This is a genomic window from Rhizobium sp. H4 (assembly GCF_003013335.1).
GTDB lineage: Bacteria > Pseudomonadota > Alphaproteobacteria > Rhizobiales > Rhizobiaceae > Rhizobium > Rhizobium sophoriradicis.
Genome location: NZ_PSOW01000007.1, coordinates 251,820 through 264,558 on the forward strand (window position 1 = coordinate 251,820; position 12,739 = coordinate 264,558).

The 12,739-nt window shown below is 63.7% G+C and carries 11 protein-coding genes; 7 read left to right on the top strand and 4 right to left on the bottom strand.

The annotated features are described in order from the left end of the window. Window positions 1–2: 2 nt before the first annotated feature. The 3 genes from C4N04_RS13435 to parE all read right to left on the bottom strand — a co-directional run bounded on the left by C4N04_RS13435 (window position 3) and on the right by parE (window position 4,747). On the bottom strand, window positions 3–1,205 hold the full coding sequence (locus tag C4N04_RS13435) for an AI-2E family transporter (protein ID WP_106796207.1): 1,203 nt from the start codon (window positions 1,203–1,205) through the stop codon (window positions 3–5). Between the two features lie 115 nt (window positions 1,206–1,320). Continuing rightward, on the bottom strand, window positions 1,321–2,460 hold the full coding sequence (locus C4N04_RS13440) for an esterase-like activity of phytase family protein (RefSeq protein WP_077993596.1): 1,140 nt from the start codon (window positions 2,458–2,460) through the stop codon (window positions 1,321–1,323). A gap of 196 nt (window positions 2,461–2,656) precedes the next feature. Beyond that, entirely contained in the window at window positions 2,657–4,747 is a 2,091-nt protein-coding gene (gene parE / locus C4N04_RS13445; protein WP_077994067.1) for a DNA topoisomerase IV subunit B, read from the bottom strand. A gap of 207 nt (window positions 4,748–4,954) precedes the next feature. Between parE and C4N04_RS13450 the strand changes: the two genes are divergently transcribed. The 5 genes from C4N04_RS13450 (at window position 4,955) to C4N04_RS13475 (ending at window position 9,718) form a co-directional block, all read left to right on the top strand. Next, window positions 4,955–5,854, top strand: a complete 900-nt coding sequence (locus C4N04_RS13450) for a phospholipase (protein WP_106796233.1) — start codon at window positions 4,955–4,957, stop codon at window positions 5,852–5,854. A 127-nt stretch (window positions 5,855–5,981) separates the two neighbouring features. Then, on the top strand, window positions 5,982–6,752 hold the full coding sequence (gene tpiA / locus C4N04_RS13455) for a triose-phosphate isomerase (RefSeq protein ID WP_038689029.1): 771 nt from the start codon (window positions 5,982–5,984) through the stop codon (window positions 6,750–6,752). Window positions 6,753–6,891: 139 nt separating this feature from the next. Next, window positions 6,892–7,407, top strand: a complete 516-nt coding sequence (gene secG / locus C4N04_RS13460; RefSeq protein ID WP_106796208.1) for a preprotein translocase subunit SecG — start codon at window positions 6,892–6,894, stop codon at window positions 7,405–7,407. Between the two features lie 142 nt (window positions 7,408–7,549). Further along, on the top strand, window positions 7,550–9,178 hold the full coding sequence (locus C4N04_RS13470; RefSeq protein WP_038689027.1) for a CTP synthase: 1,629 nt from the start codon (window positions 7,550–7,552) through the stop codon (window positions 9,176–9,178). 72 nt (window positions 9,179–9,250) lie between these two features. Then, complete coding sequence (locus C4N04_RS13475; protein ID WP_106796234.1) at window positions 9,251–9,718, top strand: SRPBCC family protein; 468 nt, start codon at window positions 9,251–9,253, stop codon at window positions 9,716–9,718. 45 nt (window positions 9,719–9,763) lie between these two features. Here the strand turns inward: C4N04_RS13475 and C4N04_RS13480 are convergent, their stop codons facing one another. Further along, window positions 9,764–10,852, bottom strand: a complete 1,089-nt coding sequence (locus C4N04_RS13480) for a citrate synthase/methylcitrate synthase (protein WP_106796210.1) — start codon at window positions 10,850–10,852, stop codon at window positions 9,764–9,766. 83 nt (window positions 10,853–10,935) lie between these two features. Here C4N04_RS13480 and C4N04_RS13485 point away from each other — a divergent pair, with 83 nt between their 5' ends. Beyond that, window positions 10,936–12,081: a citrate synthase gene (locus tag C4N04_RS13485; protein ID WP_199852462.1), complete on the top strand. Its 1,146-nt coding sequence runs from the start codon at window positions 10,936–10,938 to the stop codon at window positions 12,079–12,081. A 135-nt stretch (window positions 12,082–12,216) separates the two neighbouring features. Next, window positions 12,217–12,735, top strand: coding sequence for a FecR domain-containing protein (locus C4N04_RS13490; protein ID WP_106796212.1), 519 nt, complete (start codon window positions 12,217–12,219; stop codon window positions 12,733–12,735). The last annotated feature ends 4 nt before the right edge of the window (window positions 12,736–12,739 follow it).

Consider the following 12,739-nt stretch of genomic DNA (forward strand, 5'->3'; position numbering starts at 1 on the left):
GTTCAGCCTTCTGCGACGCGGGGAACCGGCTTGGACGGCGGGGCCTGTTCGTCGATGACGAACTGCGGCCCGCTCTCGCTAGTATCGGCGTTGCGGGCCTCGTGGATCCATTCGCGCCAGATGGCGACGATGAGCGCCATCAGCACCGGGCCGATGAAGAGGCCGAGGAAACCCATCGTCTTGACGCCGCCGACAAGGCCGAAGAAGGTCGGCAGGAAGGGCAGCTTTATCGGACCACCGACGAGCTTCGGCCGCAATGTCTTGTCGACGATGAAGAGCTCGACCGTGCCCCAGACGAAGAGACCGACGCCGGCGACATGCGAGCCGCTCGCCAGGAGATAGATGGAGACCAGCGTGAAGGAGAGGGGCGCACCGCCCGGTATCAGTGCCATCACGCCCGTCAGCACGCCGAGCGTCACCGGCGACGGCACGCCGGCGACCCAATAGGCAAGGCCGAGCACGATGCCTTCGCCGATCGCAATCAGCGTCATGCCCATGACGGTGGAACTGATTGTCGCCGGAACGACGCGGGAAATGCGTTCCCAGCGGTTCGGCAGGATGCGCTCGCCCAGCATGTCGATCTGCTTGGAAAATGAGACGCCGTCGCGATAGACGAAGAACAGCGCGATCAGCATGAAGAGCAGCGTCAGCAGAAGATGGAAGGCGCCACCGCCGGCCGCAAGAACGGCACGGTAGATATTGCCGATATGGGCGCCACTGACCGCCTGGATGAGCTCGCCGAGCGCGCCCGGGCTGCCGATGTATTTTGTCCAAAGGTCGTCGAGATAGGGGCCGGCAAACGGCAAGGCGACGATCCAGCCAGGGGTCGCGGCCCCTGACCGGTTGGCGTCGATTGCCCAGGCAAGCCAGGTGCGCACTTCGCCCGTCGTATAGGTGACCGCAAATCCGATCGGGATGACCAGGAAGGTGACGATCATGATGATGGCGATGGTCGCGGCGATCGTCGTATTGCCGCCGACACGGGCGAGAAGCTTGCGGTAGAGCGGCCAGCTGGCGAAGCCGATGACGAGGGCGGCCAGCACCGGCACAAGGAAGCCGTAGAAGAAATAGACGCCGGCGGCGACGATCAGCACCAGCAGCCAGCGCGCCGCTGAGATGGAGGGTATCAGCGGCGTGCGTGTCGGCGCCGACGAGCCCAGCCATCGCGGTTCATGATTGCTTCTCTGACGGTCAAACACACCCACGCGCGCCTCTTCTTGTTCTTGTCTTCTGGTTATGGGCTATGAACCCGGCGGTTTCAAGGTCCGCGCCGTGAAAGCGTATACAAGGCGTCGCTATTCAGCCATCAGAGCCGATGTCTTACTGTTGCGGACGACGCAAAATCTTGAAGGCGTAGAACTGCGTCTTCTGCGCGGCCGAGAAATTATTGTCCGAGCCGAGAATGAGGACGTCGCTTCCATCCTTGGCCTTGCCGAACGACATCGCCTCGATATTGTCGGGGACAAGGCCGATTGCTCTGAGATCAAGGATCTGGCTCTTGCGAACCGGGACGACGCGCTGGTCGTTCTTGGCGAGCGAGGAGATGGCCGATATGTCGGTCGCGTCGGCGAGATCCATCATCATGATCTTGATGTTGTTGCCGACCCCTTCGGCATAGCTTCGCTCGACGGCGAGCAGGCGGTGATCGTCGAGCGCGAGCATTTCCGACATGCCGTTGTCATTGCCGCCGTCGGCCTTGGCGGCGGCCTGCGGTATAGGCGATACCGGGTAGACATATTGCGCCTTCGGCTCGCCGGATGCGCCGTCGTAACGGATGATGCGCGACAGGCTGCCCGTCGTCAGCGACGGCTTCGGACCGTCCTGGTAGAGGGCGGCTTCGAGGCCGACGAAAACGTCGCCCGAGGGTGCGACGGCGAGATCCTCGAAGGCGAGATTGTCGCGGATGCCGGTCGACCTGTCGATGGTCGGTGCAAAGCCTTCCGGCAGCTTGAATTCGCGCAGGAAAGAACCGTCCGGCGCAGCGACGCGGATGAAGGGCGGCAACAGCACCTTGGCGTCGCCTTCGCTGCCCCAATAGATGCCGTCCTTGCCGAGGCGGATCGATTCCGGATCGACGGTTTTTGCCGCGAAAGGCTCGCCGTTCTTGTCCTTCAGGGTCACGTGCTTGACGACGGAAACACCCTTGAGGCCGGATGCGTCGACATCGACGTCGAGTTCATAGAAGCGGGCCGGGGCCTTGTCCGAGCGATCGTCGCTGATGGCGATATAGTGGCCGGTGGCGGCATCAAAATCGAGGCCGGAAATGCCGCCGAATTCGACGCCGTTTTCCATCTGCCCGGTCGGGATGACGAATTCACCGAGATAGGAGAGCGCGATGCCGGCGGCGCAATCGCCGAACGGGCAGGCGGTCTCGAAGGTAGCGCCGATATCGGTGGCGCGGACAGTCACGGTGCTGGACAGGAGAACGAAAGCGGCAGTCGCGAGAAAACGCTTGGTCATGAAAAATATCCGGCAAGGGTTGAAAAGTTTCGAACGGAGGCAGGCGTTCCTCCCCGGGGAGGGCGCGACGACCGCTTCATGCGCCGGTTGTTTGACGGAGTTGTTACGGTTCTTCGTCAGTTCCGTGAAATCGCGAATGCTAAAATAAGGGCACGCCGAGAGTATTTGTCGCAGGTTCGGCGCGCCTCAGGCCTGCTCAAATGTCGAGGTTTTCGGCGAAGGCCGCACGCTCCTGGATGAAACGGAAGCGGGCTTCCGGCTTGGTGCCCATGAGATCGTCGACGGCGCTGCGGGTACCCTCAAAATCCACCTCGTCGATCAGCACCTTCAGCAGGGTGCGCTTGGACGGATCCATCGTGGTTTCCTTGAGCTGGGCAGGCATCATTTCGCCGAGACCCTTGAAGCGGCTGATCTCGACCTTGGCCTTGCCCTTGAACTCCGTCTGCATCAGCTCGGCGCGGTGATTGTCGTCGCGGGCATAGGCGGATTTCGCCCCTTGCGTGATCTTGTAGAGCGGCGGCACGGCAAGGAAGAGGTGACCGCCACGCACCAGCTCCGGCATCTCCTGATAGAAGAAGGTGATGAGCAGCGAGGCGATGTGGGCGCCATCGACGTCGGCATCGGTCATGACGATGATGCGCTCGTAGCGCAGGTCTTCCTGGCGATACTTCGAACGCGTGCCGCAGCCGAGCGCCTGGATGAGATCGGCGAGCTGCTGGTTTGCGCCGAGTTTTTCGCGGCCGGCGCTGGCGACGTTGAGGATCTTGCCGCGCAGCGGCAGGATGGCCTGGTTGGCGCGGTTGCGCGCCTGCTTGGCCGAGCCGCCTGCCGAGTCACCCTCGACGATGAACAATTCGGCGCCCTCGGCGGTATTCTGCGAGCAGTCGGCGAGCTTGCCGGGCAGGCGCAGCTTACGCACCGCCGTCTTGCGGTTGACTTCCTTTTCCTTGCGGCGGCGTAGGCGCTCCTCGGCGCGCTCGATCACCCAGTCGAGCAGCTTGGCCGCCTCGTTCGGATTGTCGGCGAGATAGTGATCGAACGGGTCGCGCAGCGCGTTCTCGACGATGCGCTGGGCCTCGACGGTCGCCAGCTTGTCCTTGGTCTGGCCGACGAATTCCGGCTCGCGGATGAAGACCGACAGCATGCCGACGGCCGAGATCATCACGTCGTCGGTGGTGATCTGTGCGGCCCGCTTGTTCTGCGTCAGCTCGGCATAGGCCTTCAGGCCCTTGGTCAGCGCGATGCGCAGGCCCGCCTCGTGCGTGCCGCCCTCGGGTGTCGGGATGGTGTTGCAATAGGAATGCACCTGCGGATCGCCACCATACCAAGTGATCGCCCATTCCATCGAGCCGTGGCCGCTGGCCTTCTCCGTCTTGCCGGCGAAGATCTCGCGGGTAACGGTGAACTCCTTGCCCATCGTCGCCTGGAGATAATCCTTGAGGCCGCCGGGGAAATGAAAGGTGGCCTTATCAGGCACCTCGGATCCTTCCGGCAGAACGCCGGGCTCGCAGCTCCAGCGGATCTCGACGCCACCGAAGAGGTAAGCCTTGGAGCGCGCCATGCGAAAGACGCGGGCGGCGTCGAACTTCATATGATCGCCGAATATCTGGGCGTCGGGATGGAAGCGCACGCGGGTGCCGCGGCGATTATGGACGTCGCCCAATTCCTCGAGCCCGCCCTGCGGCAGGCCGCGGGAGAAGCGCTGACGGTAGAGCTTGCGGTTGCGCGCCACCTCGACCTCGAGGAAGTCGGACAGGGCGTTGACGACCGAGACGCCGACGCCGTGCAGACCGCCCGATGTCTCGTAGGCCTTGCCGTCGAATTTGCCGCCGGCATGCAGCTTGGTCATGATGACTTCGAGCGTCGATTTGCCGGGAACCTGCGGATGGTTCTCGACCGGGATGCCGCGGCCGTTGTCGGTGACGGTGAGGTAACCCTGCAGATCGAGATGCACTTCGATGAAATTGGCGTGTCCGGCGACCGCCTCGTCCATCGCATTGTCGATGACTTCGGCAAAGAGGTGATGCAGCGCCTTTTCGTCGGTGCCGCCGATATACATGCCCGGGCGCATACGCACCGGCTCGAGCCCTTCGAGGACGCGGATCGACGAGGCGCCGTATTCGTCCGAGTTCGATCCGGCGGGCGCCGGGCGCGCGGAGGCGGCGGGCGGCGTCGCGGCGACGGGCGCTGCGGCTGCCGGCCGCTCGGCCGGCGCTACGGGCTTCTGTGCCTCCTCGCGTTTTTCAGAAAGGGGCAGTCCGGAAAAAAGGTCGTTGCTGTCGTCCATGGAGCCGTTCAGATCTTCATCCTGTCTTGGGCTTGCATCCGCCGCCGACCCAAAATCACCGCATTTCATGTCACGTTTGCGAATCAGGCAGATTCTGCCAGAAAGCACCTCTATACGCGACACCGCCAATTTTGGCGGAGTTGACACATGATTTGCGTTGCCGGGCGCGGAATGGCAAGCGGCGGCAGGCTTCAGGAAACCATCCGCATGCGAATGTCCACAAGTGATTGCACTGTTATATCGGTAATTGCGGCCTTTTTCCTGTCTGCGGCCATGCTGTCATCAGGCGGGCCGGCGCAAGCGGCCGGCGCGCTGGCGCCCTTCAAGGACGAACTGTTCTCGAAGCAGACCATCCTGCAGACCGGCGACGACGGTGCTTTCGAGGTCATCGACTACGACGAAATGCGCGATATCAACGGCCGCGACCAGATCCCGCAAAAGCGGGTGCAGCAGAAATATGTGGCGCTCGGCATCCGCAAGGCCCAAGCGGACGAAACGCTCTCGCTCGACGGCATCAAGCTCGATGTCACCAGGGTGGGACCGGCGCAAAATGCCGCATTCACGGTGATCTTCATTCACGGCCGCGACGGCGACCGCCGGCTCGGGGCCAACGACTACAGCTTCGGCGGCAATTTCAACCGGCTGAAGAACCTCGCCGCCGGCAATGGCGGCGTCTACTATTCGCCGACGGTCAAGAGCTTCGACAGCAACGGCGTTGCCGCCATCGCCGGCCTCATCCGCTATGCCAGCACCCAATCGCCCGGCCGGCCGGTCATCCTGTCCTGCGCCTCGATGGGCAGCCAGGTCTGCTGGGGGATCGCCCGCGACGAGGGCAGCGTCAAGCGGCTGAAGGGCATGCTTGTGATGAGCGGGGTTACCGATCCCGATTTCACCAGAAGCGCCTTCTACCGGGCGAAACTGCCGCTCTGGTTCGCGCATGGCAGCCGCGATCCGGTCTATGCCGCCAGCGACCAGCAGGCGTTGTTCGAAAGACTGCGCAAGGCAAAATATCCGGCGCGCTTCACGCTGTTTCAAACGGGCAATCACGGAACGCCGATCCGGATGATCGATTGGCGGAGGGTGTTGAACTGGATTCTTGCGGCGTAGCGGAGGATTTTAGGCAAAAATTTGCCCGGGATCGCCGAGATTTCCCTTACGTCAAGGGCATGATGCTTTTCTTTGCCGCAAGCTTTTGATATGGCCGCAGGCATAAGCAGATTTAGGGAAGGCCGGCATGACACCTGACGTGCGCCCGCTCGTGGCGGGAAATTGGAAAATGAACGGCACGCGTGCCTCTCTGGATCAGATCAAGGCGATCGCCGAGGGTGTTCGCCCGCCGCTCGCCGATAAGGTCGAGGCGCTGATCTGCCCGCCGGCGACGCTGCTCTATGTGGCGACCGCGCTTTGCACCGACAGCCCGCTTTCGATCGGCGCGCAGGACTGCCATCAGAAGGCGTCCGGGGCGCACACCGGCGACATCTCGGCAGAAATGATCGCCGACAGTTTCGGCACCTATGTGATCGTCGGCCATTCCGAACGCCGTACCGACCACGCTGAAACGGACCATCTGGTGCGCGCCAAGGCGGAGGCCGCCTTCGCCGCAGGGCTGACGGCGATCATCTGCATCGGCGAGACGGCGGACGAACGCCGCGCCGGGCAGGCGCTCGACATCATCAAGCGCCAGCTTTCGGCCTCCGTTCCCGATGGCGCAACCGCCGAAAATACGGTGATCGCCTATGAGCCGATCTGGGCGATCGGTACCGGTGTGACGCCGACATCGGGCGACGTGGAAAAGGCGCATGCCTTCATGCGCGCCGAAATGGCGGCTCGCTTCGGCGATCAGGGCCGCAAGATGCGCCTTCTCTATGGCGGCTCGGTCAAGCCGGCCAATGCCGGCGAACTGATGGGCATTGCCAATGTCGACGGCGCACTGATCGGCGGGGCGAGCTTGAAAGCCGCCGACTTCCTCGCCATCTACCGGGCCTACGAGGCGCTGCTCGCCTGAGGCGTTGTTTGTTCCCGGGCTAATTCGTTCAATCCGGGGCGTATTCTCGGCCGAAGGGCTTGGAATAGACGAACGCCTCATGTAAAGAGCCGCCAGAATTTCTAATTATGTCCGTCTTCCGGCGGGCAGGACTGGACCCATGCAGACAGTATTGATTGTCATCCATCTCATGATCGTGCTCGCCCTCGTCGGCGTCGTGCTCATCCAGCGCTCGGAAGGCGGCGGCCTCGGCATCGGCGGCGGTTCGGGCTTCATGTCGGCCCGCGGCACGGCCAATGCGCTGACGCGCACGACCGCGATCCTTGCCACGCTGTTCTTCCTGACGTCGCTCGGTCTCGGCATACTGACGCGTTACGAGGGCCGTCCGGGCGATATTCTCGACCGCATTCCGGCCACGAGCGGCCAGGGCAACGGCATTCTCGATTCGCTCGGCGGCGCACAGGCGCCGGCCAACCAGCCGGCCGGCAACGGCGTTCCGAGCAGCGGCGCCGCCGCACCCGCTCCGCAGGCTCCGGCAGCCCAGGCCCCGGCGGCCAGCGCGCCTTCAACGGATGCGCCGGCAGCAACCGCTCCGGCAACGACTGCCCCGGCAACGCCGGCAGCTCCGGCCGCGCCGGCGCCGGCTCAGCCCTCCGGCGTCCCGACGGGACAGTAAACCGGTTTTCGACATAAACCGCCGGCAGGCCCTCGGGTCTGCCGGTTTTCTTTTGTTCAGATTCCGCGTCAGGCTTCGAAAGTTCTGGAAAAGAATTTTTGGGCTGGTGGAATCGTTTTTGAAAAGGTATCCGGTGAATCCCATGGCGCGATACGTATTCATCACTGGCGGCGTGGTTTCCTCCCTCGGAAAAGGAATCGCGGCCGCGGCTCTCGGAGCCTTGCTGCAGGCTCGTGGTTATCGAGTCCGGCTTCGCAAGCTCGACCCCTATCTGAACGTGGATCCGGGCACGATGAGCCCGACCCAGCACGGCGAGGTCTTCGTCACCGACGACGGCGCGGAAACCGATCTCGATCTCGGCCACTACGAGCGCTTCACAGGGCGTTCGGCAACCAAGACCGACAACATCACCACCGGCCGCATCTACAAGAACATCATCGACAAGGAACGGCGAGGCGACTATCTCGGCGCGACGGTGCAGGTCATCCCGCATGTCACCAACGAGATCAAAGATTTCGTCACCGAGGGCAATAAGGACTACGACTTCGTCATCTGCGAGATCGGCGGCACGGTCGGCGACATCGAGGCGATGCCCTTCATGGAGGCGATCCGCCAGCTCGGCAACGACCTGCCGCGCGGCACCGCCGTCTACGTCCATCTGACGCTGATGCCCTATATTCCGGCGGCCGGCGAACTGAAGACCAAGCCGACCCAGCACTCGGTGAAGGAACTGCAGGCGCTCGGTATTCATCCCGATATCCTGCTGGTGCGCGCCGATCGCGAAATCCCGGAAGCCGAACGCCGCAAGCTGTCGCTGTTCTGCAATGTGCGCCCGTCCGCCGTCATCCAGGCGCTCGATGTCGCCAATATCTACGACGTGCCGATGGCCTACCACAAGGAAGGCCTCGACGACGAAGTGCTTGCCGCCTTCGGCATCGAGCCGGCGCCGAAGCCGCGCCTTGACCAGTGGGAAGAGGTCTGCAATCGCATCCGGACGCCGGAAGGCGAAGTGACGATCGCAATCGTCGGCAAATATACCGGCCTCAAGGATGCCTATAAATCGCTGATCGAAGCGCTGCACCACGGTGGCATCGCCAATCGCGTCAAGGTCAAGCTCGAATGGATCGAGTCCGAGGTCTTCGAGAAGGAAGATCCCGCACCCTATCTGGAAAAGGTGCATGGCATCCTGGTGCCCGGCGGCTTCGGCGAACGTGGTTCGGAAGGCAAGATCCATGCGGCCCGCTTTGCCCGTGAGCGCAAGGTGCCGTATTTCGGCATCTGCTTCGGCATGCAGATGGCCGTCATCGAGGCGGCGCGCAATCTCGCCGACGTACAGGCCGCTTCGTCGACCGAATTCGGCCCGACGAAGGAACCGGTGGTCGGCCTGATGACCGAATGGGTCAAGGGCAACGAACTGCAGAAGCGCACCGCGGCCGGCGATCTCGGCGGCACGATGCGCCTCGGCGCCTACAAGGCGGCGCTGAAGAAGGGCACGAAAATCTCGGAAATCTACGGTTCGACCGATATTTCCGAGCGTCATCGCCACCGCTATGAGGTCAATGTCGACTACAAGGACCGGCTCGAGAGCTGCGGCCTCGTCTTCTCCGGCATGTCGCCGGACGGCGTTCTGCCGGAGACGATCGAATATCCCGATCACCCCTGGTTCATCGGCGTGCAGTATCATCCAGAACTGAAGAGCCGCCCGCTTGACCCGCATCCGCTGTTTGCCAGCTTCATCGAAGCGGCAACGGAACAGAGCCGCCTCGTCTGACGAATGCGCATACCAGATCGCGCCGCCGTCGCGCGATCTGGATAATGGCCATGTTTGCGCTATGTTGGCGGCATGGCAGCCCGCAGCACGACCGTCTCACGCTTCATCGCCGCGCCGCGCGAGCGCATCTACAGTGCCTTTCTCGATGCGGAAGCCGTCGCTACATGGCTTCCCCCCGGTTCGATGATAGGCATTGTCCACGCCTTCGAAGGCCGGGAAGGCGGTGCCTTCAGCATGTCGCTCGTCTACCCCGACGACGAGGCCTCACAGCCGGGAAAAACCTCTGACAAGACCGACAGATTCGAGGGCCGTTTTGCCAGACTTGTGCCTGACGAACGGATCGTCTGGGCGACCGTATTCGATTCCGAGGACGAGGGATTTTCAGGCGAGATGACCGTCAGCACGATCTTGTCGCCTGCTGACGGCGGCACCGACGTGACGATCGTCTGCGAGAACATTCCAGCCGGCATTCGGCTTGAAGACAATGAAGAAGGTTGCCGCTTGACGCTCGGCAAACTTGCCACTTTCGTCGGTGGTTGAGATCGGCGGCCGATCCAGGACATGCCCCGCCGCCGAATCCAAGCGTCAGGCTGCGGCCGGAAGCGGTCCGACATAGACCGAACGGGGGCGGATCAGCCGGCCGTCGAGCGCCTGTTCACGGGCATGCGCCAGCCATCCAACCGTTCGACCGATCGCAAAGACGCCGGTAAAGGCTTCCCGCGGGAAGCCGAGGGCTTCGAGCAGCAAGGCGGTGTAGAATTCGACATTGACGTCGAGCGGCCGGTCCGGCTTGCGCGCCTTCAAGATCGCCAACGCGGCGGCCTCGACGGCTTCGGCGAGCGCGCCGCGGGCGCTGTCCACCTGTCCTGACGTGATCAGCGGCTTCAGCGCGCCTTTCAGCGCATCGGCGCGTGGATCGCGCACGCGGTAGATGCGGTGGCCGAAGCCCATCAGCCTTTCGCCGCGATCGAGCGCTTCGGCCAGCCAACGGCAGGCATTCTCCGCCGTTCTCACTGCATCCAGCATGTCGAGGACAGGCCCGGGCGCGCCGCCATGCAGCGGCCCCTTCAGCGCGCTCAGCGCCGCCAGCACCGAAGAGGTGAGGCCGGCCTGGGTCGAGGCGATGACCCGCGATGCGAAGGTCGAGGCGTTGAGGCCGTGGTCTGAGATCGTCACGAGATATGTATCGAGCGCCGCCACCTGCTCCTTGCTCGGCATTTTTCCGGTCAGCATGCGCAGGATATCGGCCGCCTGCGACAGCGCGGCGTCGGGCGCGATCGGCTTTTGGCCGCGCTGCAGCCGCAGCAATGCAGGCAGGAAGACTGCAGGCGCTGCCAGAAGGCCGAGCGCGGTGTCGAAATCCTCTCCGTCCGGCAGCCGTGCGATCAGTGCCCGCATCGCATCGACCGGCGGCAGTGCCAGCAGGGCAGCGTCGGCGGCCTGGACATGGACGAAGGTCTTCGTTCGCGCTTTCGCCAGCCAGCTGCGCAATTCCACTTCATCGACGCTCCGCTCCATCAGGCCATCAAGCAACAGGGCGGCAACGCCCTCATAGGTCCCCTCCGCGACGAGATGATCCAGCGAAACGCCGCGAATGATCAGCCGCCCCGCTTCGCCATCGACATCCGAGAGCTGCGTTTCGGCGGCAATGACGTCTTCCAAGCCATTTTTCATGTTGTTTCTCCTTTACGATAAGGATGATCCGACCTAGTCTCATTGACGTCAATCTTGATGCAATTGATCAATATGAGGCTCCGATGCCGTGGCTGACCGCCGAGGAGGCGCTGCAGGCGCTGAAGACCAAGCCGCAGACGCTTTACGCCAATGTCAGCCGCGGGCGCATCCGCGCCAAGCCCGATCCCGCCGACCCGCGCCGCAGCCTCTACCAGGCTGCCGACGTGCAGCGACTGGCCGAACGCCATGCCGGCCGCCGCAAGGCCGAAACGGTTGCTGCCGAGACGATCCGCTGGGGCGACCCGGTTCTCTCCTCGGCGATCTCCACCATCATCCCAGGACGGCTGTTCTATCGCGGACGGGATGCCGCCGATTTCGCCGAGGCAGCGACGCTGGAGCAGACGGCGGCACTGCTCTGGAACGGCACGGAAACGCTGTTCTCGGGCACGGTAGCCGGAAATGGCCCGCCGTCGCTTCAGGCTGCGTTCCTGGCGCTGGCCGGGCGGGTGATGGCGGATCTGCCATCGCTCGGCCGTTCGCAAGCCGCCCTGCGGCGCGAGGCGCACGGCGTTCTCTCGACCATCGCCGATGCGGTGGCGCCGGGGCCCTCAGACCAGCCGCTGCATCTGCGGCTGGCGGCGAGCTGGAAGCGGCCGGATGCCGCCGATTGCCTGCGCCGCGCCCTGGTATTGCTTGCCGATCACGAACTCAACGCGTCGGCATTTGCGGCGCGGGTCACCGCCTCGGCGGGTGCCGCACTGTCGGCTGCGGTGCTCTCCGGTCTGGCGACACTGACGGGGCCGCTGCACGGCGCTGCCTGGCAAGGCGTCGACGCCTTGATCCAGTCATCTTCGGCGCTTGGCGCGGAGCAGGCGATCCGCCGCTCGCTTGTCCAGGGCAATCACCTTTCTGCCTTCGGCCATCCGCTCTATCCCGATGGCGATATCAGGGCTTTGGCGCTGCTTTCGCATTTTTCCCTGCCGCCGCAATTTACCGAGCTTCGGGAAAGGGGCGAGGAGATGGTCGGCGAGAAGGTCAATGTCGATTTCGCGCTTGCCGCCATGGCGGCCGCGTTCGATCTGCCTCGAGAGGCGCCGATCATCATTTTTTCGCTTGCCCGTTCCACCGGCTGGCTCGCTCATGCGATGGAGCAGATCGAGAGCGGAGAGTTGATCCGCCCGCGCGCGCGTTATGCCGGGCCGGCGCCGCAGATGAGAAGCGGTGTCTGAGAATTCGCCGGCGGTCTCAGCGGTGTACTTTTCGCCTAGGGAAATATCGGAATTCGGCTATCATGCCCGATATGGAAGAAGACGGTTGGCGGGCGCTTTCGCAAAAGCTGCTCCGCCCGGTCACGGGGGCTTTCCATGCATACGACGCTTCGCAACCTGTTTGTCGCCGCGCTGGCTGCCGGCCTCATTCCGTATGAGGCGGCCTTAGCGCAGTCTGTGGGCTGCGCGATATCGCGTGACGCCGGCGCCCGTCAGGTGCTGAGCTGCCCCGGCGGCGTCAAGGTGACGGCAGAAGCCGGGGCGTCTTTCCGCCTCACCGACCGCAACCGTGACGGCAGTCCCGATTCGGCGTCGCTACGGCGCAAGGCCATTCTCGTCGATGTCGACAGCAGTCAGCACACAGGTGGCTTCCAGGTGGTAACGCCGCAGGCGATTGCTGCCGTCCGTGGCACGCAGTGGGCTGTCGACGTCGCAGGCGGCAAGACCTCGGTGCTGGTGGTCAGCGGCAGCGTTGCCGTCCGTCGGCCGGCCGGCGAGCCGGTGGTGCTGTCGCCAGGCGAGGGCGTCGATGTGTCCAGCTCAACCGAACCTCTTGTCGTGCGCCGCTGGCCTGCGGCACGCGTCGCTGCCCTTCTTGCCCGCCTCGGCCAGTAAATAT

Bases quoted from the DNA above. Each gene is read 5' to 3' on its own strand.
- C4N04_RS13490 (WP_106796212.1), top strand. From the start codon at position 12,217: ATGCATACGACGCTTCGCAACCTGTTTGTCGCCGCGCTGGCTGCCGGC.
- C4N04_RS13440 (WP_077993596.1), bottom strand. From the start codon at position 2,460: ATGACCAAGCGTTTTCTCGCGACTGCCGCTTTCGTTCTCCTGTCCAGC.
- secG (WP_106796208.1), top strand. From the start codon at position 6,892: ATGCAGACAGTATTGATTGTCATCCATCTCATGATCGTGCTCGCCCTC.
- C4N04_RS13450 (WP_106796233.1), top strand. From the start codon at position 4,955: ATGCGAATGTCCACAAGTGATTGCACTGTTATATCGGTAATTGCGGCC.
- C4N04_RS13485 (WP_199852462.1), top strand. From the start codon at position 10,936: ATGCCGTGGCTGACCGCCGAGGAGGCGCTGCAGGCGCTGAAGACCAAG.
- tpiA (WP_038689029.1), top strand. From the start codon at position 5,982: ATGACACCTGACGTGCGCCCGCTCGTGGCGGGAAATTGGAAAATGAAC.
- parE (WP_077994067.1), bottom strand. From the start codon at position 4,747: ATGGACGACAGCAACGACCTTTTTTCCGGACTGCCCCTTTCTGAAAAA.
- C4N04_RS13470 (WP_038689027.1), top strand. From the start codon at position 7,550: ATGGCGCGATACGTATTCATCACTGGCGGCGTGGTTTCCTCCCTCGGA.
- C4N04_RS13475 (WP_106796234.1), top strand. From the start codon at position 9,251: ATGGCAGCCCGCAGCACGACCGTCTCACGCTTCATCGCCGCGCCGCGC.
- C4N04_RS13480 (WP_106796210.1), bottom strand. From the start codon at position 10,852: ATGAAAAATGGCTTGGAAGACGTCATTGCCGCCGAAACGCAGCTCTCG.